Origin of the sequence: Bradyrhizobium sp. SZCCHNR1093 (genome assembly GCF_032381175.1) — a bacterium.
In the GTDB taxonomy this organism is placed as follows: Bacteria; Pseudomonadota; Alphaproteobacteria; order Rhizobiales; family Xanthobacteraceae; genus Bradyrhizobium.
In genome coordinates, this window is record NZ_JAUHJJ010000006.1 from 208,821 (window position 1) to 235,101 (window position 26,281).

16 protein-coding genes are annotated in these 26,281 nt (G+C 64.5%); 11 read left to right on the plus strand and 5 right to left on the minus strand.

Going from position 1 to position 26,281, the window contains the following annotated elements; translation table 11 throughout:
- The first annotated feature begins 73 nt into the window (after positions 1-73).
- The 4 genes from QX070_RS20960 to QX070_RS20975 all read left to right on the plus strand — a co-directional run bounded on the left by QX070_RS20960 (position 74) and on the right by QX070_RS20975 (position 9,485).
- Positions 74-2,962, plus strand: coding sequence for an NF038122 family metalloprotease (locus tag QX070_RS20960; protein ID WP_315738927.1), 2,889 nt, complete (start codon positions 74-76; stop codon positions 2,960-2,962).
- Positions 2,963-3,260: 298 nt separating this feature from the next.
- Positions 3,261-7,178 (plus strand): S8 family serine peptidase, encoded by a 3,918-nt coding sequence (locus tag QX070_RS20965; protein WP_409998909.1) that lies wholly within the window; start codon positions 3,261-3,263, stop codon positions 7,176-7,178.
- A gap of 151 nt (positions 7,179-7,329) precedes the next feature.
- Entirely contained in the window at positions 7,330-8,487 is a 1,158-nt protein-coding gene (locus QX070_RS20970; protein WP_315738930.1) for a glycosyltransferase family 4 protein, read from the plus strand.
- Entirely contained in the window at positions 8,484-9,485 is a 1,002-nt protein-coding gene (locus QX070_RS20975) for a glycosyl transferase (RefSeq protein WP_315738931.1), read from the plus strand. The genes QX070_RS20970 and QX070_RS20975 overlap by 4 nt, the downstream gene beginning before the upstream one ends.
- Positions 9,486-9,489: 4 nt before the next feature.
- On the opposite strand, the gene QX070_RS20980 is transcribed toward QX070_RS20975, so the two are convergent.
- Genes QX070_RS20980 through rfaD form a run of 4 tightly spaced genes read right to left on the minus strand, consistent with a single transcriptional unit; the run spans position 9,490 to position 15,164 of the window.
- Positions 9,490-11,403, minus strand: coding sequence for a nucleoside-diphosphate sugar epimerase/dehydratase (locus QX070_RS20980; protein ID WP_315738933.1), 1,914 nt, complete (start codon positions 11,401-11,403; stop codon positions 9,490-9,492).
- Positions 11,400-12,677: an O-antigen ligase family protein gene (locus QX070_RS20985; protein ID WP_315738934.1), complete on the minus strand. Its 1,278-nt coding sequence runs from the start codon at positions 12,675-12,677 to the stop codon at positions 11,400-11,402. Before QX070_RS20985 ends, QX070_RS20980 begins: the two co-directional genes overlap by 4 nt.
- Positions 12,674-14,146: a D-glycero-beta-D-manno-heptose-7-phosphate kinase gene (rfaE1, locus tag QX070_RS20990; RefSeq protein WP_315738935.1), complete on the minus strand. Its 1,473-nt coding sequence runs from the start codon at positions 14,144-14,146 to the stop codon at positions 12,674-12,676. Before rfaE1 ends, QX070_RS20985 begins: the two co-directional genes overlap by 4 nt.
- Before the next feature lie 37 nt (positions 14,147-14,183).
- Positions 14,184-15,164 (minus strand): ADP-glyceromanno-heptose 6-epimerase, encoded by a 981-nt coding sequence (rfaD, locus tag QX070_RS20995; RefSeq protein WP_315738936.1) that lies wholly within the window; start codon positions 15,162-15,164, stop codon positions 14,184-14,186.
- A gap of 147 nt (positions 15,165-15,311) precedes the next feature.
- Here rfaD and waaF point away from each other — a divergent pair, with 147 nt between their 5' ends.
- From waaF to QX070_RS21010, 3 genes are all read left to right on the plus strand, one after another.
- Positions 15,312-16,376: a lipopolysaccharide heptosyltransferase II gene (gene waaF / locus QX070_RS21000; protein WP_315738938.1), complete on the plus strand. Its 1,065-nt coding sequence runs from the start codon at positions 15,312-15,314 to the stop codon at positions 16,374-16,376.
- A gap of 110 nt (positions 16,377-16,486) precedes the next feature.
- Entirely contained in the window at positions 16,487-17,026 is a 540-nt protein-coding gene (locus QX070_RS21005) for a D-sedoheptulose 7-phosphate isomerase (RefSeq protein WP_409998114.1), read from the plus strand.
- Entirely contained in the window at positions 17,027-17,554 is a 528-nt protein-coding gene (locus tag QX070_RS21010; protein WP_315738942.1) for an HAD family hydrolase, read from the plus strand. It abuts the gene before it with no gap.
- Here QX070_RS21010 and QX070_RS21015 read toward each other — a convergent pair.
- Positions 17,536-18,582 (minus strand): glycosyltransferase family 4 protein, encoded by a 1,047-nt coding sequence (locus QX070_RS21015; RefSeq protein ID WP_315738943.1) that lies wholly within the window; start codon positions 18,580-18,582, stop codon positions 17,536-17,538. The genes QX070_RS21010 and QX070_RS21015 overlap by 19 nt on opposite strands.
- A 130-nt stretch (positions 18,583-18,712) precedes the next feature.
- Here QX070_RS21015 and galE point away from each other — a divergent pair, with 130 nt between their 5' ends.
- The 4 genes from galE to QX070_RS21035 all read left to right on the plus strand — a co-directional run bounded on the left by galE (position 18,713) and on the right by QX070_RS21035 (position 26,216).
- Positions 18,713-19,726 carry a UDP-glucose 4-epimerase GalE gene (galE, locus tag QX070_RS21020; RefSeq protein WP_315738944.1) on the plus strand — a complete coding sequence of 338 codons (1,014 nt, stop codon included), beginning with the start codon at positions 18,713-18,715 and terminating at the stop codon, positions 19,724-19,726.
- Between the two features lie 102 nt (positions 19,727-19,828).
- Positions 19,829-21,634, plus strand: a complete 1,806-nt coding sequence (locus tag QX070_RS21025) for an ABC transporter ATP-binding protein (RefSeq protein WP_315738945.1) — start codon at positions 19,829-19,831, stop codon at positions 21,632-21,634.
- 32 nt (positions 21,635-21,666) lie between these two features.
- Positions 21,667-22,368: a fumarylacetoacetate hydrolase family protein gene (locus QX070_RS21030; RefSeq protein ID WP_315738947.1), complete on the plus strand. Its 702-nt coding sequence runs from the start codon at positions 21,667-21,669 to the stop codon at positions 22,366-22,368.
- A 1,277-nt stretch (positions 22,369-23,645) separates the two neighbouring features.
- Positions 23,646-26,216 carry a TIR domain-containing protein gene (locus QX070_RS21035; RefSeq protein WP_315738949.1) on the plus strand — a complete coding sequence of 857 codons (2,571 nt, stop codon included), beginning with the start codon at positions 23,646-23,648 and terminating at the stop codon, positions 26,214-26,216.
- Positions 26,217-26,281: the final 65 nt, after the last annotated feature.

The window sequence follows — 26,281 nt, forward strand, 5'->3', positions numbered from 1 at the left end:
CGCGAATCGCCTTGAGCGAGACTCGACATTTGCGATCCGTGCTCCGTCGATCCGAACGGCAGGGACTGAGGCAATGCCAGCGTTGTTACAGGGCTCCCCTAACACCGACCCGATCGACGAGGGGGTCGGCCCTCCTCCGTCCAACCCCGTCGAGCTTCCCGAAGAAGCCGTCGAATCCCTGCTCGCGCAAGGCGATTTCGCGGGTATCGGCGCCGTCACCGCGGTGAGCGCCGGCGGACTGACGATCAACCTGCTGTTCGACACGGCGGCGATGAATGCGCCTGCGAGCTTTCGCGCCGGCATTCAGCAGGCCGCCGCGATCCTCACCTCGATGATCTCGGATCGCATCACCGTCAATATCAAGATCGACTATAGCGGCGTCGGCGGCGGCGCGGCGGCCGGTCCTGACGGCGGTCAGTGGATGAGCTACTCCTCCGTCAGGTCCAACCTGATCAACTATGCCAGCCCAGGCGATACCACCTTCAATGCCTTGCCGGCGGGATCCAGCATCCAGGGACAGTCCTACGTCGCGGTGTGGAATTCGCAGCTGAAGCTGTGGGGCGGCCTCGGCGCCAACGATGCGACCACCGACGACGGCAGCGCGACCTTCGCGACCGACATCAACTCAAACCTGCTGGTCGGCGTGGCGCTGCACGAATTGACGCACGCGTTCGGCCGCGTGCCCTACGGGCCGCAGCCGGACGTGTTCGATCTGTTCCGCTTCTCCAGCCCGGGCGTCCGGCTGATGACCGGCGGCGCGACGGCGGGGACCGCCTATTTCTCCCTCGATGGCGGCTATACGAAGCTCGCGGATTACGGCCAGTCCTCGGACCCCAGCGACTTCCTGAACAGCGGCGTGCAGGGCGGCAACGATCCGTTCAACGAGTTCTACACCTACAGCACGCTGCAGACGTTGACGGCCGTGGATCTCAAGCAGATGGACGCGCTCGGCTTCCATCTCGTTTCCGCAACGCCGGTGACGATCGAGGCGCTGGGATCGACCAGCCTGGTCCAGCTCGGACTGAGCTACTTCCTCAATCCGGTCGGCGGCGGTACCGGACCGCAGATCAAGTTCGGCGGCAGCGTCGTCCAGCCCGGACAATTGGGCGGCTGGACCCCGATCGCCGGCGAGACCAGCGGCAGCGGCTATCAAGTCGCCTGGAAGATGTCGGGTGCGGATCTCTACACGGTGTGGAATGTCGACAGCAGCGGCAACTACACCGGCAACGCCATCGGCGGCGTCTCGGGAGGCACGGCCGCGTTCGAGGCGTTCGAGACGTCCTTCCATGAGGACTTGAACGGCGACGGCATGATCGGCATTCCGACGACCGTCATCGAGGCCGTCGGATCGACCAGTCTCGTCCAGGCCGGCAACGGCTATTTCCTCAATCCCGTCGGTGGTGGTACGGGCCCGCAAGTGAAGTTCGGCGGCGCCAATCTGGTGGTCGGTCAGCTCGGCGGCTGGACGCCGATCGCCGCCGACGTCGTGGGCAGCGGCTATCAGATCGCCTGGAAGATGGCCGGCGCCGACCTCTATACGGTTTGGAACACCGACAGCAGCGGCGCCTACACGAGCAATGCGATCGGTGCGGTCAGCGGGACCGACAGCGGCCTGGAAGCGCTGGAGACGAACCTCCACCAGGATCTGAACGGCGACGGCACGATCGGCATTCCGACCACCGTCATCGAAGCGCTGGGATCGACCAGCCTCGTGCAGTCCGGGTCCAGCTACTATCTGAACCCGGTCGGCGGCGGCACAGGTCCCCAGGTCAAGTTCGGCGGCTCTGTTCTCGTGGTCGGTCAGCTCGGCGGCTGGATGCCGATTGCGGCGGACACCGTCGGTGGCGGCTATCAGATCGCCTGGAAGATGACCGGCGCCGACCTCTACACGGTCTGGAACACCGACAGCAGTGGCGCCTATACGAGCAACGCGATCGGCGCCGTCAATGGCACCAACAGCGGGCTGGAAGCGCTGGAGACGAACCTCCATCAGGATCTGAACGGGGATGGCACGATCGGCATCCCCTCGGCCGTGATCGAATCCCTGGGGTCGACGAGCCTGGTGCAATCCGGTTCGACCTACTTCCTCAATCCGGTCGGTGGCGGCACCGGGCCACAGATCGTCTTCGGCGGCAGCGTCGTCACCGCGGGTCAGCTCGGCGGCTGGAACCCGATCGGCGCGGAGAGCTCCGGCGGCGGCTACCTCGTGGCCTGGAAGATGGCGGGCGTCGATCTCTACACGGTCTGGAATACCGACAGCGGCGGCGCTTACGTCAGCAATGCAATCGGCGCCGTTCCGGGCGGCTCGGCAGCGCTGGAGACGCTGGAGACCAGCTTTCATCAGGATCTGAACGGCGACGGCACCATCGGTGTGCCCGCTCACGTCGCAGCGAGCACGCAAGCCGTGACGCTGGCCGGTGGCCCGGACGTGGTCCTGACGGTGCCCGCCAGCTTCGGCGGCTATCTGATCGGGTTCGGCAGCAGCGGCGATCAGATCGACCTCAACAGCATCTCCTACAACTCGCTGCGGGCGCAATTCGATGACAGCAGCGGGCTGCTGTCGCTCAGCGACGGCGCGAGCAGCACCTCCCTGCATTTCCTCGGACCGCTGTCGCAGGACAGTTTCCGTTTCACCGAAGACGGCCAGGGCGGCACGATGATCGCCGCGACCGCGGATCCGGCGAGCGGCCTGGCTCCACAAGCCGTCTCCTTGGCAGGACATGACACCTTCGTCTTCGCCGAGCATTTCGGTCAGGTCAGCATCGCCGACTTCCATCTGGGCAGCGACACGCTCGTCGTCAGCCACAACCTGTTCGCAAGTCAGGCGGCGCTGTTGGCGTCGATTCACGACGATGCGGCCGGCAACGCCGTGATCACCGATGCCGCGCAGGACACGATCACCGTCCAGCACGTCACGACGGCGGACCTGCTGACCCATTTGTCCAGCTTCCACCTGGTCTGATCGGCACGCCAGCAGTCTTCGGGGCGGGCTGACAGGAGCAATCCGACGCAACGCCCTCTCCGATCTCTGCCTCTGTCCGGGGTGGCCCCCTGCGAAGGCTAGCTTGAACCCGCGGCAATAGCCGTCCTCCTGAATACAATCAATGGTTGAACTCGATCGGACAGATCGAACAATGGCGTATGGTCGGAGCCGCCATTCTTCGGTACAATTTTATACAAGATCGAGGGGCATCATTGCACGATGCTTCAATTCCATTTCGCCTGTCGGCCTCGAGGACAGGATCACCATCGTTGCATGCATGCTTTACGAATCTGGCCGCACCGAAGACATCCCTGACCGTTGGCGTGAAGCTGCCGAGTCCCTCATTTTCGATCCTGCTGCTGGCCGTCATGAGTTGCATGTGCAGCAGCCTGCCGCGGACGTCGCGGACGAACCCAAGCCGGCCTCCACCATCGAGCAGACGCAGCACGGCCCGGCCGAGCAGATCGATCTTGCGGCCCCAGCGCCGACCGCCGATGCTCCGAGCGAGACGCCCGGCATCCTCGCGCAAGGCGACGCCGGGGCAACGGTGGTCGCACAGTTCTTCGACGTGAGCGCGCGGGCCCAAACGTCGGCGCAGGAGGCGGCAGAGCCAACGGCTTGGACGGTGGCCGCCGGCTCGACCTGGCAAGTCACCCAGGAGACGTCCGTCGATCCGACCACACCGATTGCCGGCAACGTCTCCATCGAACCGGCGCATGCCGGGCAGAGCATCAACTCGAGCGGAGTCGTCCTCTCGATCAGCGTCGAGATGTGGTCAAGCGCCAGCGCATCGCTGCAGACATGGTCGCTGAGCGGCCCCGGAAAGGTTGCGACAGCGCACGCCGGACCGAGCGGCGAGCCCGCGCCGTCGCTTCAGGACGCGGTGACGGAAGCCATCGCGTCGGCCGCGAATGGACAGGGTGCGACCAGCGCCCAGGTCGTGCAGGCGCTCGGCGGAAATTCCACCGGCGTGACGGGAGCCGGTCTCAAGATCGGTGTCCTCTCCAGCAGCTTCGACAATCTCGGCGGCGCGACGGCTGACGAAGCCAGCGGAGCCTTGCCCTCCGCTTCCAAGATCCAGATCTTGAAGGACATGCCCTCCGGGGGCAGTGACGAAGGCCGTGCGATGATGCAGATCATCCACGACATCGCGCCCGATGCGAGCCTTGCGTTCTATACGGCGTTCCAGAGCGAGCAGGATTTCGCCAACGGCATCATCGCGCTTGCCAATGCCGGCTGCAAGGTCATCGTCGATGATGTGAGCTACTCCGACGAGCCGTTCTTCCAGAACGGCATTGTCGCCCAGGCCATTCAGACCGTTCAGGCCATGGGCGTGACCTATGTGACGTCGGCCGGCAACAATGGAAGCTCGGCCTATCAGACGTCCTGGACCTCGATCTCCGGCAGCATCGGAGGAATGTACTACGATGGCAATGCGCTGAGCTTCGGCGGCAACATCGCGCAAACCATCACCGTGACCGCGGGCGCCAACCTGCTCGTGCAATGGGACCAGGCTTGGGGTCAAGCCGCGTCGCATCTCTCGGTCAACGTGTACCAGAATGGACAATACCTCGGACACGTTCCCAACAGTTATCAGAATCCGTGGATCGGCCTGCATTTCTCGGTGTCCGGCACCTATCAGATCGTCATTGCGGACGTTTCGGGTCCCACGCCATCGACGATCAAGGAGATCCTGGCTGGCAACGGTGTCCCCGTATCCATCACCGGCGCCAATGTCGGAACGGTTTTCGGTCACGCGATGACACCGGGGGTGATCACCGTCGGAGCGGTCAATAGCGCCAATACGCCGGCATTTGGCTATACCCCGGTCTCGGAAAGCTTTTCGTCATCGGGAGCCGGAACCGAGATCCTGTTTGCCAACGACGGCACACGCCTCGCAACGCCGCTTCAGCTCAGCCCTGTCGTGGTCTCCGGCATCGACAACATCGCAACGACGGTCTCGGGTTTCACCGCCTTTTACGGCACGTCTGCAGCCGCCCCCAGCGTTGCTGCGATCGCGGCCTTGATCCTGACGGCCAATTCGACGCTGAGCTACGCCGACGTCTCGGAGATCCTGCAGCAGACCGCCATACCGATGAGCAACCAGGCGGTGGCGGGCGCGGGCCTGGCCCAGATCAATCCTGCCGTCGGTGCGGCGCCCTATTTCGCCAACACCATCGTCGAGGCGCTCGGATCGGTCAGCCTCGCCCAGTACGGCGTGATCTACGATCTCAACACCATCGGGACCAGCATTTCGGTGGCGCTGCGGTTCAACGGCGCCAACGTGGTCGTTCACCAGCTCAGCAACTGGATGCCGATCGGCGTCGAATCCAATGGAGGCGGCGGCTACGAAGTCGCCTGGAAATTCCAGGGTCAGGATCTCTACACCGTCTGGAACGTGGACAGCAGCGGCAACTACAACGGCAACGCGATCGGCGCCGTCTCCGGAAGCTCGTCCGCTTTCGAAACGTTCGAGACGTCGTTCAATCAGGATTTGAACGGCGACGGCACGATCGGCGTCGTCACCACGGTCATCGAAACCGTGGGGACCACCAGCCTCGTACAGTCCGGCAACGGCTATTTCCTCAATCCGGTCGCAGGCGGGACAGGTCCGCAGATCAGTTTCAACGGCAGCACCGTCAGCCCCGGACAGCTCGGCGGCTGGACACCGATCGCTGCGGAAGCCGTCGGCAGCGGCTATCAGATCGCCTGGAAGATGGCGGGCAGCGACCTCTACACGGTCTGGAACGTCGACAGCAGCGGCAACTACACCGGCAATGCCATTGGCGCAGTGAATGGGACCAGCAGCGCGCTCGAGGCGCTGGAGCTGAACTTTCACCAGGACCTGAACGGCGACGGCATGATCGGCATTCCGAGCACGGTCATCGAGGCCGCGGGATCGACAAGCCTGGTGCTGGCCGGGTCGAGCTATTTCCTCAATCCCGTCGGCGGCGGCACCGGCCCGCAGATCATGTTCGGCGGCAGCATCGTGACCGTCGGTCAGCTCGGCGGCTGGGCGCCGATCGCCGCGGAGACGTCCGGCAGCGGCTATGAGATCGCCTGGAAAATGGCGGGCGCCGATCTCTACACCGTCTGGAACACCGACGGCAGCGGCAACTATACCGGCAACGTCATCGGCGCGGTTGCGGGAAGCTCCGCATCCCTGGAAGCGCTGGAGCCCAGCTTCCACCAGGATCTGAACGGCGACGGCACCATCGGCGCCCCGAGCGTGACACCGGGCGGCAGCGTGATCGAAGCGCTCGGGTCGACCAGCCTGTCGCTGTCGGGCACGACCTACCTGATGGCGCCGGTGTCGGGAGGTACCGCAACGCAGGTCATGTTCGGCGGCAACGTCATCGTTGCCGGCCAGCTCAGCGGCTGGGCGGCGATCGCTGCGGAGGCCTCGGGCAGCGGCTATCAGGTCGCCTGGAAGATGAACGGCTCCGACCTCTACACGGTCTGGAACACCGATAGCAGCGGCAACTACACCGGCAATGCCATCGGCGCCGTTTCCGGCAGCTCGTCGTCCCTTGAAGCCCTCGAGAGCAGCTTCCATCAGGACCTGAACGGCGACGGCACGATCGGGATCCCGACCATCAGCTCGCTGACGGCTAGCGCACAGGCGGCCACGACGTCGGGCGCTGTCGATCTGGTCCTCGCCGCGCCATCCTTCAGCGGCAATCTCATTGGATTCGGCGGCACGGCCGCTCAGATCGATCTCAAGAGCATCGCATTCACGTCGCTTCAGATGCATTTCGACGAAACCAGCGGAATGCTGTCGCTGAGCGATGGGGCGAACAGCGCGTCGCTGCATTTCGTCGGCCCGCTGTCGCAGGACAACTTCCACTTCGCCACTGACGGCCAGGATGGCACTTTGATCTCCGGCACTTTGATCTCGGGCGTGGCAGCGTCAGCAGGCGGCACGGCATCCCAATCGGTGTCGCTGCAGGGTCACGACACCTTCGTGTTCGCCGAGCACTTCGGTCAGGTGAGCATTTCCGACTTTGCGGTCGGCACCGACAAGATCGCGTTCAGCCAGAGCATCTTCGCAGACCCGTCCGCATTGCAGGCCGCCATCCACGACGACGCCGCGGGCAACGCCGTCATCACCGATGCGGTACTGGACACCATCACGATTCAGCACGTGTCGACGGCCGAGCTGCTGTCTCACCTGTCGAGCTTCCATCTGGTCTGAGGACCGGCGGCATTCGAGGCGTCGTCTCCGCCGTTCGGGGTCGAAGGGTGCCCGGCAGGTGGTTTTCCGCCCGTCACAGGACAGATAACGGCTCGCGCGAGGGTCGCTCTTGGCCTATACGGCGCTTCGACCGCCCGAGATCGTGAGTTTGATGTCCCCGCCCCGCTTCCCTTCGCCGCGCCGCCTGCTCTACGTGGCCAACGAGGACTACGCCTTCCTGATGCACCGCCTGCCGATGGCGCGCGCAGCGCGCGAGGCCGGCTACGAGGTGCATGTCGCGACCAACGTCAATGCCGGCGCCGCCGCGATCGCCGCCGAGCGCTTCATGCTGCATCCGATCCCATTCCAGCGCGGCGGGCTGTCGCCGTCATCAGCCCTGCCCACGATCCGCGCGATCCGCGCCGTCGAGGCTGCGATCAGCCCCGACGTGGTGCATCATTCCGGATTGCAATCGAGCGTGCTCGGATCGCTCGCCGCGCTGGGACGCACCACTCCGGTCGTCAATGCCATGACCGGCCTCGGCTATGTGTTCACGTCGGCGAGCTGGCGCTCGCGTCTGCTCAAGCAGGGCCTGCTGTGGCTGCTGCCGCGGCTGATGAACCGGGCACCGAGCTGCGTGCTGGTGCAGAATCCGGATGATCGCGACGCGCTTCAAGCCATGGGCGTCCGGGGCGACAAGATCACGCTGATCCCAGGCTCGGGCGTCGACACCGATCGCTTCCAGCCGCTGCCGGAGCCGGACGGACCGATCACCTTCGGCTTCGCAGGAAGGCTGCTGACCGACAAGGGCGTCCGCGCCCTGGTCGCTGCGCACCGCATGCTGCGCCAGCAGGGCCGCGACGTCCAGTTGCTGATCGCCGGCTCGCCTGATCCGGCCAATCCTGCCTCGGTCTCGGCCGAGGAGGTCGAGGCCTGGCGGAAGGAACCGGGCATCACCCTGCTCGGCCAGATCAAGGACATCACCGAGCTCTGGCGCCGCTGCCACGTCGCCGTGCTGCCGTCGCATCGCGAAGGACTTCCGGTCAGCCTGCTGGAGGCCGCCGCCTGCGCCCGGCCGCTGATCTCCACCAATGCACCCGGCTGCCGCGAGATCGCGATCCACGGCCAGACCGGCCTCTCCGTGCCGGTCGAGGACGCGCCCGCGCTGGCGCAGGCAATGGCGCAGCTGGCGACCTCGCCCGAGCTGCGCGCCCGCTATGGCGCGGCGGCCCGTCAACTGGTCGAGGACAAGCTCTCGGCCAGGATCATCGGCCGCTCGGTGGTCGCGCTCTATGACCGCCTCACCTCGGCGCCGGACGCGCGCGGATGATCGTCCATCCAGCCGCAATTCTCGTCACCATTGCCGTGCTCGCGGCCGCAATGTGCGGTGTGCTGATCGTGCTGCTGCGCCCGGTGCTGCAGCGCTACGCGCTGGCGCGGCCCAACGCGCGCTCCTCACACAAGATCCCGACGCCCCAGGGTGCCGGCATTGCCGTCGTCGGCGCAACGCTCGTGGTCGGCGGCGCCTTTGCATCCGTGACGGGCTTTGCACCGCTGCTCATGCTGTTCATCGCGGCACCGATGCTGGCGCTGGTCGGCCTGGTCGACGACATCCGGCCGATCCCGGTGCTGCCGCGGTTCATCCTGCAGGGGATCGCCGTCGGCCTAATCCTGTTCACGGCACCGGCTGACCTCAAGCTGTTTCCGATGCCACTGCTGGTCGAGCGCACGCTGCTGCTGATCGCCGGCCTGTGGTTCGTCAACCTCGTCAACTTCATGGACGGGCTCGATTTGATGACCGTGGCCGAGGCCGTGCCGATCACGGCGACTCTCGCCCTGTTTGGCCTCTCCGGTGAACTGCCCTGGCCGGCGACCGCCATCGCTGCGGCGCTGGGTGGCACCATGCTCGGCTTTGCGCCCTTCAACCGTCCCGTCGCAAAAGTCTTTCTCGGTGATGTCGGCAGCCTGCCGATCGGGCTGCTGCTCGGCTGGGGCCTGCTCCATCTTGCCTGGCAGGGCTACGTCGCGGCGGCGCTGCTGCTGCCGCTCTATTATCTGATCGATGCCACCTTCACCCTGTTGCGGCGGATGGCACGGCGCGAGTCATTCTGGGCGGCGCACCGCACGCATTTCTATCAACAGGCCACCGATAACGGCTTCACCGTCTCGCGCGTCGTCAGCGAGGTGTTCATCCTCAATGTCGTGCTTGCGACGCTCGCAGCCATCTCGGTCGCGCAGCGTTCCATGACGGCCGACGCCATCCTGCTCGTCTTCGGTCTCGGCGCCGTCACCTGGGTGCTGAGCCGCTTCTCGCGGCGGCGCCATTGAAGACTCAGGCCGCGCTCGAGCCGAATTCCGGCACCGCATCCTTCAGCACCGACTTGATCGTCACCGGATCATTGCGCGCGATCGCCTGATCGAGCGCCGCGATCCATGCCTTCAGCGTCTGCATCGGAGGCTCGTTCGGGGTGGCCGCCATGACGCCGGCGACGCCGATCTCGACCGGCGGCTCCTCGCTCGCGAACAGGATCTCGTTCAGGCGCTCGCCGGGCCGGATGCCCGTGAACACGATCTCGACGTCGTAGCCGGGCTGCAAGCCGGACAGGCGAATCATGCGCTCGGCCAGATCGACGATGCGGACGGGCTGGCCCATGTTCAACACATAGACCGAGACATCCGGGCGCTGCGGCGCCAGCGCATGCGAGGCCGCCGTGATCACGAGATCGCAGGCCTCGCGGATGGTCATGAAGTAGCGCACCATGTCCGGGTGCGTCACCGTGACGGGGCCGCCCGCCTCGATCTGCGCCTTGAACTTCGGCACCACCGAGCCGTTGGACGCCAGCACGTTGCCGAATCGCACCGAGATCAGCCGCATCGGCGGCCGTCCCGTCGGCCGGTCGGCGAGCTGGCGATCGAGCGCCTGGCAGTACATTTCGGCGAAGCGCTTGGTGAGGCCGAGCATCGACACCGGCTCGATCGCCTTGTCGGTCGAGATCATCACCATGGCCTCGGCCCCTGAGGCCACCGCGGCATCGGCCACGTTGATGGAGCCGAAGATGTTGGTCTTGACGCCCTCGCTCCAGTCGCGCTCGAGGATCGGCACGTGTTTCAGCGCCGCCGCGTGGAAGACCAGATCCGGCTTGAACTCGCCGATCAGCGCGAACACCCGGTCGCGATCGCGGATGTCGGCGATGCGCCCCTCGACGGCGACGTTCGCCTCGGGATCGGCGGCGAGCGCCTCGGTAATCGCATAGAGCGCCGGCTCGGAATTCTCCAGAATGAGCAGCCGCGCCGCGCCGAATGCCACGACGCGCTGGCAGATCTCGGCGCCGATCGAGCCGCCGCCGCCGGTCACCACGACGGTTTTGCCACGCACCAGCGCTTCCAGCCGGCCGTAATCGATCTTCTCGCTCGGCCGCAGCAGGAGGTCCTCGACCGCGACCGGCGCGAGCCTCGGCGCATCGCCACTCTCCAGCGACGGCAGGCGGCTCACGATCAGGCGCAACCGGCGCGCCCGCATCAGGAAGGTCTCCGGATGACAGTCCGGATCGAACGCGGTCGGCATCATCAGGGCGCGCGCGATCGGCCGATCGCGACGGGCAAAGTCGGCGGCGACGTCCTCGACATCATCGATCCCGCCCAGCACCGGCACGCCGCGGATCAACTGCCCCCGGTCGGCGGCCGATGGCGAGAGAATGCCGATCGGCCAGATGCGCTTGACCGCGCCGCTCTCGATGCCGCGCAGCACGACCTCGGCGTCGGCCGCTCGGCCGATCAGGAGCGCAGGGGCCGCGTCCTCGGACCGCGCGTGCCGTCGCACCCGCGTGTAGCGGAAGTAGCGATAGGCGAAACGCAGCGCGCTCAGCGCAAAGATCTCCAGGAACCAATAGAGAATGATCGTGAGCTTGCCGAAGAAGAAGGTGCCGCGGACGTTCGGCGCGACGATGATGTAGTCGAGCACCAGCAGCGCCAGCGTCAGCACGGTCGCGACGCGGACGATGTTCAGCGCGTCCGGCAGCGAGATGAACCGCCACTTCGTCGTCAGAAGGTTCGAGAAGTAGAAGACGACGAAGCTGAAGGCGATGAAGTACGGCAGGATCTGCAAGAGCAGCGGCACCCGCTCCCAGAAGGTGCTGGCGCCTTCGAAGCGGATATAGAACGCCGCGAACAGCGCGACGACGCTGACCAGGAGGTCATGCGCGGCGATCAGCAGGTTCCGGGAGGTGAGTTGCGAGAGGCGCGTCATGCTGTGACGGGCTCCGCATCGGGCTTTATCCTCGATCGCAGCACCATGCCGCCGGCCACGCCGACGCCGATGACATACATCCACCCCTCGTGGAAATCGAAGATGTGGGAGTTGAAGAGCGAGGTGAAGATGTTCTGCACGACCACGAGAAGTCCGATCCAGGGCACCAGCCCGTCACCGCGGAACAGCAGGAGGTGCACGGCCCACATCGCGTAGAGAATGACGATCCCGAACGCTCCCCATTGGACCGCGACGTAGAGCGTCTGATTGTGCGGATTGCCGACGACCTGGCTCGAGGAGAGGTCGCGCGACCCGCTCGCGGCCAGCTCGAACAAGTGACGCGTCGAGCCCGAGCCGTGTCCGATCAGCGGCGCGTCGGCCAGGAACCGCAACGACTTGCGCCAGAATTCGAGCCGCTCGCCGATCGACGTGACGGCGCGATCGTTCCTGTAGTCCTGATATTGGCTCGTGAACGTCGCCACCTTGCCCTGCAATTGCGGGGACACGGTCCATGCAGCGAGACCCAGCGCAAGGGCACCGGCCGCGATCAGCAGGTTGTCGCGCCATTTCAAGTGGATCAGCCCGAACACCGCAAGCAGGATCGGGATCGTCACCAGCGCGGTACGCGAGACAACGATGAAGATCATGTTGGCGAGGAACGCGATCATGATCGCGGTGAGCAGGCCGGCCGGAAGGAAGCGGCGGGCGCGCAGCAACTGGGCGATCGGATAGGCCAGGGCCACGGCGCAGAGCGAGAACTCCTGGCCCTGGTCGATGTAGTTCTTCACGAAGATGCCGCGATCGGCATTGGCCTTGAGCGCGAGCGCAGGATTGAACGCGACCGCGGTCGACACCACGACCATCAGCACGCAGGAGGCAAGAAACGCGGTGAAGACCCACAGGCCGCGCTCCGACCGCTGGAAATGGTAGAGCAGCGCGGGCAGCACCAGAAGCTTCGCCGCCGGTCCCACCGCGTAGAGCCGTGCGCCCCACGCCACGTCCGACCACAGCGTTCCGATCAGCGCCAACAGGAAGAGCGCGATCGGCGCCAGCGAGATCGGCCGCTTCAGGACCTGCAGCAGACGCTCGACGTCGAGAAACGGCAGCATCGTGATCAGCATGACCACGCCCAGGATCGACACCAGCGACGTCGACCACGGCAGCGACGCCGCGAGCAAGATCGCCACGACATCGACCGTCGTCCGCCACGCCGCCGGATCGCGCCAGCGGCGCGCCAGCAGCGCTGGGCCGGGATGACCTGCCAGCGCGCTCATTGCGTCTCGCTCCGGGCGCGATCGACCAGCGCGGTCGTGCTGTGCCCTTTCAGGATGTCGATCAGAATCACCTCGCCGCCGGCGGCTTCGACGACCTCGTGCCCCACCACCTGTTCGCGCGTATAGTCGCCGCCCTTGACCAGCACGCTTGGCCGGACCAGCTCGATCAAGCGGAGCGGCGTGTCCTCCGCGAAGATGGCGACGACATCAACCGCCTCGAGCGCGGCCAGCACCTCGGCGCGCGCGCGCTCGTCCTGAACGGGGCGGCTCTCGCCCTTCAGCCGCCTGACCGAGGCATCGCTGTTCAGCCCGACCACGAGACGGTCGCAGGCGGCGCGCGCCGCGGTCAGCACCTTGACGTGGCCGGGATGCAGAATGTCGAAGCAGCCATTGGTAAAGCCGACGCGCAGGCCCTCTCCCCGCCACCCCTCGACCCGGGCGGCGAGTTCGTCATCGCTCTCGATGATCTTTTCCTCAGCGGCACGATAGGCATGCGGCAGGATCTTTCGGCGCAGTTCGGCCGATGTCACGCTGGCGGTGCCGTGCTTGCTGACGGCCACCGCCGCAGCGGCGCTCGCCATCCGCAACGCATCCGCCCAGGCGGCGCCGGCCGCGAGCGTCGCGGCAAGCACGGCAACAACCGTGTCGCCGGCGCCGGAGACGTCGCGCACCTTCACGGGATAGGCCGGCACGTGAATCGGATCGCCCTCGCGCGGTACCAGCGTCATGCCGCGCTCGCTCTGCGTCACCAGAATTGCCTCGCAGTCGGCGAGATAGATCGCATCCTGCGCGGCCGCGGCGATCTCGTGCTCGGTTTCGGCCCGGCTGCGGGTCGCTTCCGAAAACTCCTTGCGGTTCGGCGTCAGCACGCTCGCGCCGCGATAGATCGCGAGATTTGCGCTCTTGGGATCGACGATCACGCGCTTGCCGGCCTTGCGGGTCGCGTCGATCACGTTGCGCAGGACGCGCGCGGTGAGCACGCCCTTGGCGTAGTCCGACAGCAGCACGATGTCGGCCCGCGCAATCAGCGGCAGGATGGCCTCGATCAGCTTCTGCTCGACCTCGCCGATCGCCGGTGAGGCGCGCTCCCAGTCGGCGCGCAGCATGTGGGTGGAGAAATGCTCGGAGACGAAGCGCACCTTGCGCGTCGTCGGCCGCGAGGGATCGCGCACGAGCACGCTCTCGATGCCGCCCTCCTTGGCGAGCTCGGCCTCCAGCTGGTCGCCGGCCGCATCCTGCCCGACGAGACCGACGAAGATGCAGCGAGCGCCGAGCGCGGCGATGTTGCGCGCGACGTTGCCGGCGCCACCGATGTTGATCTCGCTGCGCTGGACCGCGATGACAGGCGCCGGCGCTTCGGGGGAAATCCGCGACACCTCGCCATAGACGAACTCATCCAGCATGAGGTCGCCGATGCACAGCACCGTCTGGCGGGCGATCGCTTGCGAGAGATCGTCAAAGTCGAACATCAGCGGCAGTCTCGGTGAGTGGTCAGAACCAGATCGTCTAGCGGAAGCGGTCGGTAGAATCGAGATAGTCTCGGACATAGCCAGCGACCGCGTCCTCGAGCGACGTGAAGCCGCCGTTGTAGCCGGCGGCCAACAGCCGGTCGACCTTGCTCTGGGTGAAATACTGGTAGCTGCCGCGAATCGCTTCGGGCATGTCGATGTACTCGATCCGGGGCGTCGCACCGAGCGTGGCATAGGCCGCCAGCATCATGTCCTTGAAGCTGCGCGCCTGTCCCGTGCCGACGTTGAACAGGCCCGAGACGGTGGGAGAGGCCAACAGCCACAGCATCACGCGGACGACGTCGTCGACGTAGATGAAGTCGCGGCGCTGGTCGCCATCGGCGATGCCTTCACGGTGCGACTTGAACAGTTGCAGGGTGTGCCCGGCCTTGATGTCGTCGAAGCGGCGGGTCAGCACGCTCATCATCGATCCCTTGTGGTATTCGTTGGGACCGAACACGTTGAAGAACTTGAGCCCGGCATATTGTGGCGGCAGCCTTTCGCCGCGCTCGGCGCGCGCAGCGACCGCCATGTCGAACAGATGCTTGCTCCAGCCATAGAGATTCATCGGCCGCAGCGTCTTCAGCGCCGCGAGCGACGGATCATCCACGAAGCCCTGCGCGCCGTCGCCATAGGTCGCCGCCGACGAGGCGTAGATGAACGGCGTGGAACTTTCGGTGCACCAGTCGAGCAGGCGCAGCGAACTCCGGAAATTTTGCTCCATCACGAGGTCGCCGTCGGTGACCGTCGTGGCGGAAATGGCTCCCATGTGCAGGACGGCGTCGAGCCGACGGCCCCTTAGCCATTCGCCCAGATCGGATGGCGGCACGACGTCCGCCAGCTGCCGCTTGGCGAGGTTGCGCCACTTGCCCTCGCTGCCGAGCGTGTCGCAGACGACGACATCCGTGCGTCCCGCGTCGTTCAACGCCGCAACCAGATTCGATCCGATAAACCCGGCGCCGCCGGTCACCAGCAACATTCAGCAACCCGTCCTGATCCCGAAAACCCCGCCCTCGCGTAGCGCATGCGACGGCAAAGTGTAAGCGCTTTGGTGTCGGCTCGCTCGGGCCACTTTACCTGCGGCGGCCGAGCGGCTACCAGCGCGCCAAAGCCAGGCAGACAAAGAATGAATTCGAATTCGACCAAGGTCGAGGTGGACGCGGCGGACACCAGCCCGATCCTGATCATTCCCTATATGTGGATCGGCGATTTCGTGCGCGGCCACACCGTCGTGCGGGTGCTCAAGGAGCGCTGGCCGAACCGGCCGGTCGACCTGCTGGTGACCTCGCTGTGCGCGCCGCTGGTGGATTACATGCCCGGGGTCCGCTCTGGCATCGTCTGGGATCTGCCGCGCAGCCGGCTGGCGCTCGGCCGGCAATGGCAGCTCGCCGCGATGTTGCGCGAACGTCGCTATCGGACCGCCCTGGTGATGCCGCGAACCTGGAAATCGGCGCTGGCACCGGCGCTGGCCGGCATCCCCGAGCGGGTGGGCTTCGTCGGCGAGGTCCGCTTCGGCCTGCTCAACCGCTGGCGCTGGGGCGAGAAGGCGCTGCCCCGCTTCATCGACAAGAATGCCGCGCTGGCGCTGCCCGACGGGGCGCCGCTGCCGCCGGAATGGCCGGTCCCGCAGCTGCGGGTGCCGCCGGAGGACGTCGCGCGCTGGCGCGAGGCCAATGACCTGGGAAACAGCCCGGCCGTGGCGCTGGCACCGGGGTCGGTGGGTGCCGCCAAGCGCTGGCCCTATTACGGCGAGGCGGCCCGGCTGTTGCGCAATGCCGGCCTCGACGTCTGGGTGGTCGGCGGCCCCGGCGAGAAGGCGCTGGCCGCCGAGATCGTCGCCGCCGGCGGACCGGCCGTCCGCGACCTGACTGGAACCGACTTGCGCAACGGTATCCTGGCCATGGCCGCGGCCGGCGTCGCCATCTCCAATGATTCGGGGCTCACGCACATCGCCGCGGCGCTGGGGACGCCGACCATGGGTATCTTCGGTCCGACCAGCCCCTACCATTGGGCGCCGCTGAACGGTCTTGCGGCGACGGTCCAGACCAGGACACAGGTCCCCTGCCAGCCCTGCCACCGCCCGGTCTGCCGGATGAACGACCACCGCTGCATGCGCGACATTCCGGCGACCGATGTTGCCACCATCGCCCAGCGGATCCTTGCTGACGCGGCGATACCGGTCGCGCACTAGCTTGCGAAGCGGCACCGCGCCCCATACACCGGCCCTGACGTAACCCGAGCCGCCACGTGACCCGCGCACCCGACCCGATCGCCAACCATCTCGCCCGCTCCCGCGCAGCCATGGAGCGCGCCGCCGACGATGCCGCGATGCTCGCCAGCGCCCGACGGATCGCGGCGAGGATCATCGCGGCGCTGCGCGGCGGCCACAAGCTGCTCATCGTCGGCAATGGCGGAAGCGCGGCGGACGCCCAGCACATCGCGGCCGAGATCGTCGGCCGCTACAAGCAGGAGCGGCCGGCCTATGCCGCCATCGCGCTGACCACCGACACCTCGGCGCTGACCGCGATCGGCAACGACTACGGCTTCGATCATGTCTTCGCCCGCCAGGTCGAAGGGCTCGGTACACCGGGTGACGTGCTGCTGGCGATCTCGACCTCCGGCCGCTCGCCGAGCATCCTCAATGCGCTGCGCAAGGCGCGCGAGCGCGGGCTGGTCACGGTCGGCTTCACCGGCGCCAAAGGCCTCGCGATGGGCGAATCGTGCGACGAGATGCTGGTGGCGCCGAGCGACGACACGCCGCTGATCCAGCAGATCCACCTCGCGACGGCGCACGGCATCTGCGAGGTGATCGAAGCGGCGCTGATGCAGGACGAGGGCTAGATGACGACTGCTCAGCTCAAGCCGGCGGCGTTTCTCGACCGCGACGGCGTCATCAATCACGACGACAACTACATCGGCTCGCGCGAGCGCATCCGTTGGATGCCGAATGTGGCCCACGCGATCCGGCGCCTCAATGACTCCGGCTATCACGTCTTCCTCTTCACCAACCAGTCCGGGGTTGCCCGCGGTCTGTTCAGCGAAGATGACGTCATGGATCTGCACGACTGGATGCGGGCGGAGCTCGCGGCGCAGGGGGCTGTGATCGACGACATCCGCTATTGCCCCTACCACACCGAAGGCTCGGTCGAGCGCTATCTGCGCGAGCATCCCTGGCGCAAGCCGGCGCCCGGCATGATCCTCGACCTGATGCAGCACTGGCCCATCAGGCGCGAGGGCAGCTTCGTGATCGGCGACCGCGCCTCGGACATCGCCGCCGCCGAGGCGGCCGGCCTGCCCGGCTTCCTGTTCGCCGGCGGCGATCTCGATGCGTTCGTCGCCGACATCATCGCTCAGACCAGTCGCCGATAAACGGCGGCGATCTTGTCGGCCTCGGCCTCGAGGCTGAATTTCTCCACCACGCGCTGCCGCGCCCGCGCGCCCATCGCCTGTGCGGCATCCGGATCCTGCATCAATGGCTCGAGCGCTGTGACCAGCGCATCGACGTCGCCGGGCGGGACCAGCACGCCTGTGACCCCATGCTCGACCACGATCTCCGCCGCCCCGGCGCGCGCCGCGACCAGCGCCGCACCGACGGCCATCGCCTCGATCAGCGTGAGACCAAAGCCTTCGTTGCGCGAGGTGAAGGCGTAGATCGTGAGACGCTGGTACCAGCGCTGCACGTCGGCGATGTCGAGCTCGCCGGTGATGACGATGCGCTGCTCCAGGCCCGCGGCGGCGATCTGCTTCTTCAGCTCGCTCGCGAACGGCATCTGCTCGGGCGTCACGGCGCCGACCAGCACGGCGGAAAAATCCGGAAAACGCGGCAGCAGCCGGCACATCGCGGCGACGAACACATCGCTGCCCTTCTGCGCACGGACGCGGCCGAAGCAGCCGATGGCATATTTTCCCGGCAGTCCGCTCTCGGCGAAGGCCGCGGCGCGATCCGCTGGCGGCGTATAGATCTCGGTGTCGACGCCATGCGTCACCACCGTCGCGTCGCGCTTCAGATAGGACGCCGAGATGTCGCTGGTGGCGATGATCGCGTCCATGCGGCGAATCAGCCAACGCGTGATCCAGCTGTGATGGCGCTGCGCGGCCGAGGTGAACACCAGCTTGAACGGCCAGCCGAGCGCGCGCATGATCACGCCGACGATCATCTCGTTGTTGCGGCGCGCGTGCCAGATCAGCGGCCGCCGCCGACCCCGCAGCTTGAAGAGGCCGCTCGCACCGATCCGCGCAATCCCATCCGGCGCGTAGGAACCGAGCCAGGCGGCGCGCACGCGCTGCGCCAGCTTCGGCGCCACCATCCGGTTGGTCGCCGTCACGCCGGAATAGCGCCGGTGCAGGTTGGGCACGATCACGTCGAGATCGGCGGCAGAAACACGCTCGGCTTGCACCACTCACTCCAATTGCAGCGGTTCCCTATACGCAACATTAAGCATCGCCGCCAGTTCGCTATGCACGCAAGAGGTCCTTCACTTCGCCGGCGTTAGTTTGCCGGAAAACAAACAGGGATCGCGTCAAACAATGACCGTGCTCGTGACCGGCGGCGCCGGCTATATCGGCAGCCACATGGTGCTGGCGCTGGCGGAAGCCGGCGAAAGCGTCGTGGTGATCGACAACCTCTCGACCGGCTTTTCCGCATTCGTCCCGGACGGCGTACCGCTGTTCATCGGCGATGCCGGCGATGAAAATCTCGTGGATGGCGTCATCAGCCAGCACGGCGTCGACAGCATCATCCATTTGGCGGGCTCGGTGGTGGTGCCGGAATCGGTGCGCGATCCGCTGCTGTACTACCGCAACAACACGATGACCACGCGCAGCCTGTTGAATGCGGCGGTCAAGCGCGGTGTCAGCCGCTTCGTGTTCTCCTCGACCGCGGCCGTCTACGGCAATCCGGACGAGGTGCCGGTGCCCGAGAGCGCGCCGACCCGTCCGACCTCGCCCTACGGCACTTCGAAGCTGATGGCCGAGATCATCCTGCACGACGTCGCCTCGGCCTATGACCTCAACTACGTGGTGCTGCGCTACTTCAACGTCGCCGGCGCCGATCCGTTCGGACGCAGCGGGCTTGCCACGGTCGGCGCGACGCATCTGATGAAGATCGCGATGGAGGTCGCGACCGGCCAGCGCGCCAAGATCGACGTCTTCGGCACCGACTATCCGACCCCCGACGGCACCTGCATCCGCGATTTCATCCATGTCTGCGATCTCGTCCAGGTGCACCGCGCCGCGCTGGCCTATCTGCGCACCGGCGGCGGCTCGGTCACGCTGAATTGTGGGTACGGCCGCGGCTATTCCGTGCTCGAGACCATCGAGGCCGTCCGGCGCGTCTCCGGCCGCGCCATTCCCGTCCAATACGCGCCGCGCCGCCCCGGCGACATCATGAGCATGGTCGCCGACACCAGCCGTTTGAAGGCGCTGCTCGACTGGACCCCGACCTATGACGATCTGGAAACAATCGCCGCCCACGCCCTGACCTGGGAGGAGAAACTGTTCCTGGAACGCCACAGCGGCACGCTGCAGCGGGCCTCGGCCTAGAATCAACGACTTAGCCGGACGCCGGGGGGCTTGAAAAAGCCGCCCCGAGCGGGCAAGCACTGCTGTCCGCCCGGCGATTTGTCCCGGCGGCCAGGGACCAGAATGGCCGAATTTCCGAAGAAGATCACCGACGATCCCTATGGCGCCGCGATCCTGATCCGCCGCCTCGTGATGGAACAGGGCATCCTCTACTGGCGTCGCTATCTCACCGCTTTCGCGCTGATGGCCGTCTCGGCCGGCGCCAGCGCCGGCGCCGCCTACATCCTCGGCCAGGTCATCAACAAGGCCTATGTCGACAAGAGCATCCCCGGCATCGCGGTGCTCTCCGGCGTCACCGTGCTCCTGCTGTTCGTCAAGGGCGTCTCGACCTACGGCTACGCGGTGATCCTGTCGAAGATCTCGAACGCGATCCTCGCCAACAACCAGCGCCAGCTGTTCGCCAAGCTGATGAGCGAGAGCATCAGCTTCTTCTCCGAGCGCCATTCGTCGGAGTTCCTGGCCCGCCTCACCGCCGGTGCCAAGTCGATCACCGACGTCCTGACCATGCTGATCAACGCAATCGGCCGCGACCTGCTGCTGCTCATCAGCATGATCGCCGTGATGGTCGCGCAGGATCCCTGGATGTCGCTGCTCGGCCTGGTCGTCGTGCCGCCGGCCATGCTGGTGTTGCGCAAGCTGGTGAAGCGCATCAAGGGCCTCGCGCACAGCCAGTTCACCGGCAATGCCGACATCCTCGAGACGATGCAGGAATCGCTGCAGGGCATCCGCACCGTGAAAGCGTTCACGCTCGAGGACGCGATGCGCGCCCGCATCGACGAGAACATCGCGGTGGTCGAGCGCAACGCCAACAAGATGGCCCGCGTCTCGAACCGTTCCAACCCGCTGATGGAGATGCTGGGCGGCTTCGCGGTCGCCGGCTGTTTGATGTATGGCGGCTATGCCGTGGTCGCGCTCAACGCCACGCCCGGCCAGTTCTTCTCCTTCATGACCGCCTTCCTGATGGCGACCGAGCCGGCCAAGCGGCTGGCGCGGCTCAACATCGATCTCAACAGCCAGCTCGTCGGCGCGCGCATGCTGCTCGAAGTGGTCGACAGCCCCGCCAGCGAGCAGCCTGACGACGACAAGCCGGCGCTGAAGCTGACGCAGGCCAGGATCGAGCTGCGCGACGTCTCCTTCGCCTATCGCGACAACGAGCCGGTGCTCAACCGCATGAGTTTCGTCGCCGAGCCCGGCAAGGTCACCGCGCTGGTCGGCCCGTCCGGCGGCGGCAAGTCGACGGTGCTGGCGCTGCTCCTTCGCTTCTACGAGGCGACCGAAGGCGACATCCTGATCGACGGTCAGTCGATCTCGAACGTGTCGCGCCGCTCCCTGCGCGAGCAGACCGCCTATGTCGGCCAGGACGTCTACCTGTTCCGCGATAGCATCCGCGCCAACATCGCCTTCGGCAAGCCGGGCGCGACCGAGGCCGAGATCATCGAGGCGGCGAAGGCGGCCTGCGCCCACGACTTCATCATGAGCTTCCCGCTCGGCTACGACACCCCGGTCGGCGAGCACGGCACCCAGCTCTCCGGCGGCCAGCGCCAGCGCATCGCGGTCGCCCGCGCGCTGATCCGCAACGCGCCGATCATCCTGCTCGACGAGGCCACCGCGGCGCTGGACTCCGAGTCCGAGCGGCAGGTGCAGGAGGCCATCGAGCATCTCTGCCAGAACCGCACCACCATCGTCATCGCGCATCGCCTGCACACCATCATGAACGCCGACGCCATCCTGGTGGTCGAGGCCGGCGAGATCGTCGAGCGCGGCCGGCATGACGATCTGTTGCGCCGTGGCGGCCGCTATGCTTCGTTCTTCCGCCTGCAACAGCGCGACATGGGGCCGAACGTGATCCCCATGACCGCGACGTCCTGATCCTCCCATTTCACCGCACCCGAGATCGTTTCATGAGCGCCTCCACCGTCATTCCGGCCCTGCCGCAACCGTCGCTGCCCGTGGTGGGCGAAGCCGGCGTCTTTCCCGTTCGCCGCATCTGGTGCGTCGGCCGCAACTATCTCGAGCACATCCGCGAGATGGGCAATGACGAGCGCGATCCGCCGTTCTTCTTCGCCAAGCATGCCGACATGCTGGAGCCGGACGGCGCCGTGATCCCCTACCCGCCGTTGACCAAGGACATGCATCACGAGGTCGAGCTGGTGGTCGCGCTGAAGAGCGGCGGCCTCAACATCCCCACCGACAAGGCGCTCGAGCACGTCTACGGCTACGCCGTCGGCATCGACCTCACCCGCCGCGACCTGCAGCTCGCCTCCCGCAAGATGCAGCGCCCCTGGGAGGTCGGCAAGTCGTTCGACCACTCCGCGCCCTGCTCGGCCATCCAGCCCGCAGCCAAGATCGGCCACCCGTCGACCGGCAAGATTTGGCTGTCGGTCAACGGCACCGAGCGCCAGAAGGGCGACCTCTCCGAGCTGATCTGGAACGTGCCGGAGATCATCTGGAAGCTCTCCCAGCAGGTCGAGCTCGGCGCCGGCGACATCATCATGACCGGCACGCCCGCGGGCGTCGCCGCGATCGTCCCCGGCGACAAGATCGAATGCGGCGTCGACGGCGTCGGCACGCTGAAGGTGTCGATTGGGCCAGCGGCGGCGTAAGCCGACGCGCCCACGGTCCTCGCAACACTTCCAAAAAGCCGCGCTCTGCGCGGCTTTTTTCGGTCTGGCGCCCGATCGCAGCCAAGCACCGGGTTCACCCTCCCCTGGAGGGGGAGGGTCGCCTCACGAGGAGCGCAGCGACACGTGAGGCGGGGTGGGGTGATCTCTCCGCTCGCACCGGCGCCCGCTGAGAGATCACCCCACCCCGCTCGCCCGCTTCGCGCGCGAGCGACCCTCCCCCTCCAGGGGAGGGTGAGACCTGCTTTGCGACATCATCTGATCCACAATCTCAAACAGCGTTCAGGCTGAGACGAGCATCCACGCTCTCGCGACGCAGTCCGCGCCCTGAACGGCTTTCCTTCATTGAAGCCCAATCGCAGCCGAGGACTGGTTCACCCTCCCCTGGAGGGGGAGGGTCGCCTCACGAGGAGCGAAGCGACACGTGAAGCGGGGTGGGGTGATCTCTCCTCTGGCACCGGTGCGCGTGGAGAGATCACCCCACCCCGCTCGCCCGCTTTGCGCGCGAGCGACCCTCCCCCTCCAGGGGAGGGTGGGCACCGCCCTTGCGGCTACACTGATCCACAATCTCAAACAGCGTTCAGGCTGAGACGAGCACCCACCTTCTCGCGACGCATTCCGCGCCCGAGTGATGCTCCAACTCTCGCCCTCTCCAGATGGAGGGCGCAGGGAAGGCCGGGCGCTGGCCGCGCCCGTGGCCCGCCTGCGAAAAAAATGCAGGCGGCAGGTACCACAGGTCTGGCCGAACACACCCGGCCCTCCCCGCACGATGGTTTTAACAGGCTATAGCGTGCTCTTCCTGGTGCACCGGGCTTTCTGGCCACCATCCCCCGCGCGAGGCATAGCCTCGTCGCGACGTTGACACTAGCATCGGAGTATCAGAACCACACGCCTTCACCGTCCGCGAGCCAAGCGTTCGTCCGTGCTCATCACACGCCGCCGCCCGCGTCCACCGCTCCCCGCTGCCAACGTCCGTGACGACCGCGAACCGTCCCCTACCGTGCAACGGGATGGGTAATATTCTAATGCTGATTTGGCGAATACGTCAAGAGGCTAATGTTTTACCGAACACTTGACGAGTCTGCGAAGATCTAGAGCAATGCGGATGACGAGCCCGGAACCCAAGTGAAGTCACCCGATTGTTTCTAAACAATCCACTCGTAAACGTATATCATAACCCGATTCACGCCCAGCACGACGACTTCGATTTTTCCAACGCAATTCCGAATTGAGTAGAAACAACAACTTGTGAGGCATTCATGAGCACAAAGGTGTTTCTCTCCCTATCTTATGTAGACAAAGAGTTTGTAGCCGCAGTTCGTCGCCGACTTCCAGCCGGATTAGCCTACTTCTACGAAGAGAGCTTCAGCAATGGCAAGCGCCTCCTCGAAGAAATGGCGAGGTACGTACAAGATTCCATTATCTTCGTACTATTTGCCTCAAAGATCAGCCAACAATCACCTTGGGTTGGCTTTGAAATCGACGTTGCAAGGCTACAGCAAATACAGAAGAAGAACCATCGCATCCTCGTATTTCCTACTGACCACGACGTCCAACTTTCAGACCTACCTGAGTGGCTCCGAAATTACTGGATACCGAGAGCGGGCTGGTCTGAGGCTGACATAGCACGATACATCACAGGCATCCTGCTGGAACCAAACGTCGGGCTTTCACCAGGAGCCCCCAGGGTAATTGGTCGAGGCAAGACATTAGACAGGCTTGAAAGAATCGCTGCTGACCACGTTGCGCGCAAGCGCAGAAGTCCGAATGCATATTTTCTGACTGGCTTCCGTGGGGTGGGTAGGCGGACATTTGCCGCGTATTTTATGCGCAGCGCACTCTCCACTGATGCCAATCTAACTTTTGGACCCACCCTAGCTCTGTCGGGTTCAGCTGATTTAATCGACCTTTTTCAGTCGCTCAGAACGGAGATCTCGCCCGTTATTCCAACGACAGAAGCTATACGAGAACGGAAGACATTTGAAGATCTGAGCCTTGCAAATCAAGTTGCAGAAGTCATCCGATTAATTGATCACTTTAGTCGCCTTGGACAAGCCGTTACGGTTGTTTCGGCCGGCGGCTTTTTTGAAGACTCAGGAGCACCGAAAGACTGGGTACTTCCACTGCTTTCAGCCATACCTAAAGAGGCACTTCTGTTCGCTATCAGCAACCGCCAACTTCCGCACGAGACCGTCGAAGCGACCGACAATGTGGTACAAATGCGAGTTGAAGAACTAGATGATCAAGATATCCGAGCGCTCATGATTAGAACCTCTGAGCGATTCGGCTTACAGAATATGTCGATTTCAAATGAGCTTATTCGTGCAATCGGCGGACATGCCGACGTTGCAAACGCAGCGATCCGACTGGCGGCAATCAAAGGAGCACACACTCTAGAGCGCGACCCTCGCCAACTCTTCAATATTCAAAACACTATACTCGGTGAAAACATTGAGTCCGAAGCACTCTCTGACGATCAACGCAAAATACTTTCTCTGCTAAGCTGGGTACCGTCCCTGAATGGAGGGCTTTTGGAGAGAATACTTACATCAGACAACAACATTAGCCACGAACGTTTTTTCAAAGCCGTCGACGATTTGGTCCTTGGCTGCCTTATTACAGCGACAGGACCGCTATACTCAATATCGCCAGCCATCCGCTTCCTCTATCGCAGATTCAATGTTACTTCGCCCGAACTCCTGAAGAAGTTCGCAAGGCAGATGTCCGCAGAATGGAAAGAAGCGCAGGCAAAGGGGAAGTTTAACAACGATCTTTTCGAGGCGTTCGTTTTTATGCACTCCCTGGAGGGATCATCACTTCCGCCCGAACTTCGCCCTCTACTGACTCCCGGTATGCTAGTAGATGTTTTGAGAGACACGTACGCTCGCGGAAAAGACGACCCTGAAAAACTTAACCTCGTAATCCGGTGGGGTCATCTTTCCGATCAAATGAAGATGAGCGAGGCCGCTAGAGAAGAGGTGCTATCGACCGTCGCCCGCGCCAATATTCGGCTCGGAAAATACTTAGATGCGGATGAGATTATCGAAACAATGCAGAAAAAGCGCTACCGGTCAGTTGCCTTTTTACGTGGACACTCGCTTAGACGACAAAGAAAGTATTCGAAAGCGATAGAACTACTAATCGAAGCGGCACGAGACAAAAAACTGAATAGATCGGCGGTCCACGAACTAGCTCTTGCCTATAAGAAATCTGGCCGACTAGCGGACTTACGAAAATTGCTCCGCAACAATTCTGACTTAATACGCGATAGCGCGATGTTTGCTGATTTTCAGATCGGAGTAGATTTAGCGCGAAATGACTTCGCTGCAGCAGAAGCGGCGATTCGTGGACTTCGACAGATGCCTGATGATAACGGTCAATCAGACATACGCATGGCGCAACTGCTTATGAAGAAGCAGAACTTCAAGGCTGCATTGGAGATACTTAATCATTTGCTTACGACCGAAAGCGTCGACAGCATACGAGTTCGCTCCATTCGAGCAGTTTGCGCAGCAAAACACGGCAAGTACGACGTCGCGAGAAGGGATATCGATTTTGTCAAGAGCTTTCCAGGGTCGAGCGATGCAGTGGTTAGTCTCGACGCAAGCCTGCTGATTGAACAGAAGCGACCGAAGGATGCAAGACAACTCCTAGATAAGCTTCCAGAAAAAGGACCGGAGGAATGGATCCTATACGCCAAAGCATTGGAGGTCGAAGCAGAGCTAGCTGAAACTCTTGCACCTGACGCAATCGAGTTAAGGCGTATGGCCGCGCAAATTCGAGCAGACTACAACTTTGCCTTCGAGTACGATTTTGCGGAGTCGTCATAGAATGCTGCGCATAGACGCGACAATCGAAGGGCGTATGCATGCTTGGCCGCGTTCCTTGTTGCCGA

Excerpts from the sequence above, each read along its gene's own strand:
- rfaE1 (WP_315738935.1), bottom strand. The coding sequence starts at position 14,146 with ATGTTCGACTTTGACGATCTCTCGCAAGCGATCGCCCGCCAGACGGTG.
- QX070_RS20985 (WP_315738934.1), bottom strand. The coding sequence starts at position 12,677 with ATGAGCGCGCTGGCAGGTCATCCCGGCCCAGCGCTGCTGGCGCGCCGC.
- rfaD (WP_315738936.1), bottom strand. The coding sequence starts at position 15,164 with ATGTTGCTGGTGACCGGCGGCGCCGGGTTTATCGGATCGAATCTGGTT.
- waaF (WP_315738938.1), top strand. The coding sequence starts at position 15,312 with ATGAATTCGAATTCGACCAAGGTCGAGGTGGACGCGGCGGACACCAGC.
- QX070_RS21030 (WP_315738947.1), top strand. The coding sequence starts at position 21,667 with ATGAGCGCCTCCACCGTCATTCCGGCCCTGCCGCAACCGTCGCTGCCC.
- QX070_RS20975 (WP_315738931.1), top strand. The coding sequence starts at position 8,484 with ATGATCGTCCATCCAGCCGCAATTCTCGTCACCATTGCCGTGCTCGCG.
- QX070_RS21035 (WP_315738949.1), top strand. The coding sequence starts at position 23,646 with ATGAGCACAAAGGTGTTTCTCTCCCTATCTTATGTAGACAAAGAGTTT.
- QX070_RS20960 (WP_315738927.1), top strand. The coding sequence starts at position 74 with ATGCCAGCGTTGTTACAGGGCTCCCCTAACACCGACCCGATCGACGAG.
- QX070_RS21025 (WP_315738945.1), top strand. The coding sequence starts at position 19,829 with ATGGCCGAATTTCCGAAGAAGATCACCGACGATCCCTATGGCGCCGCG.
- galE (WP_315738944.1), top strand. The coding sequence starts at position 18,713 with ATGACCGTGCTCGTGACCGGCGGCGCCGGCTATATCGGCAGCCACATG.
- QX070_RS21010 (WP_315738942.1), top strand. The coding sequence starts at position 17,027 with ATGACGACTGCTCAGCTCAAGCCGGCGGCGTTTCTCGACCGCGACGGC.
- QX070_RS20965 (WP_409998909.1), top strand. The coding sequence starts at position 3,261 with ATGCTTTACGAATCTGGCCGCACCGAAGACATCCCTGACCGTTGGCGT.
- QX070_RS20980 (WP_315738933.1), bottom strand. The coding sequence starts at position 11,403 with ATGACGCGCCTCTCGCAACTCACCTCCCGGAACCTGCTGATCGCCGCG.
- QX070_RS21005 (WP_409998114.1), top strand. The coding sequence starts at position 16,487 with ATGGAGCGCGCCGCCGACGATGCCGCGATGCTCGCCAGCGCCCGACGG.
- QX070_RS20970 (WP_315738930.1), top strand. The coding sequence starts at position 7,330 with ATGTCCCCGCCCCGCTTCCCTTCGCCGCGCCGCCTGCTCTACGTGGCC.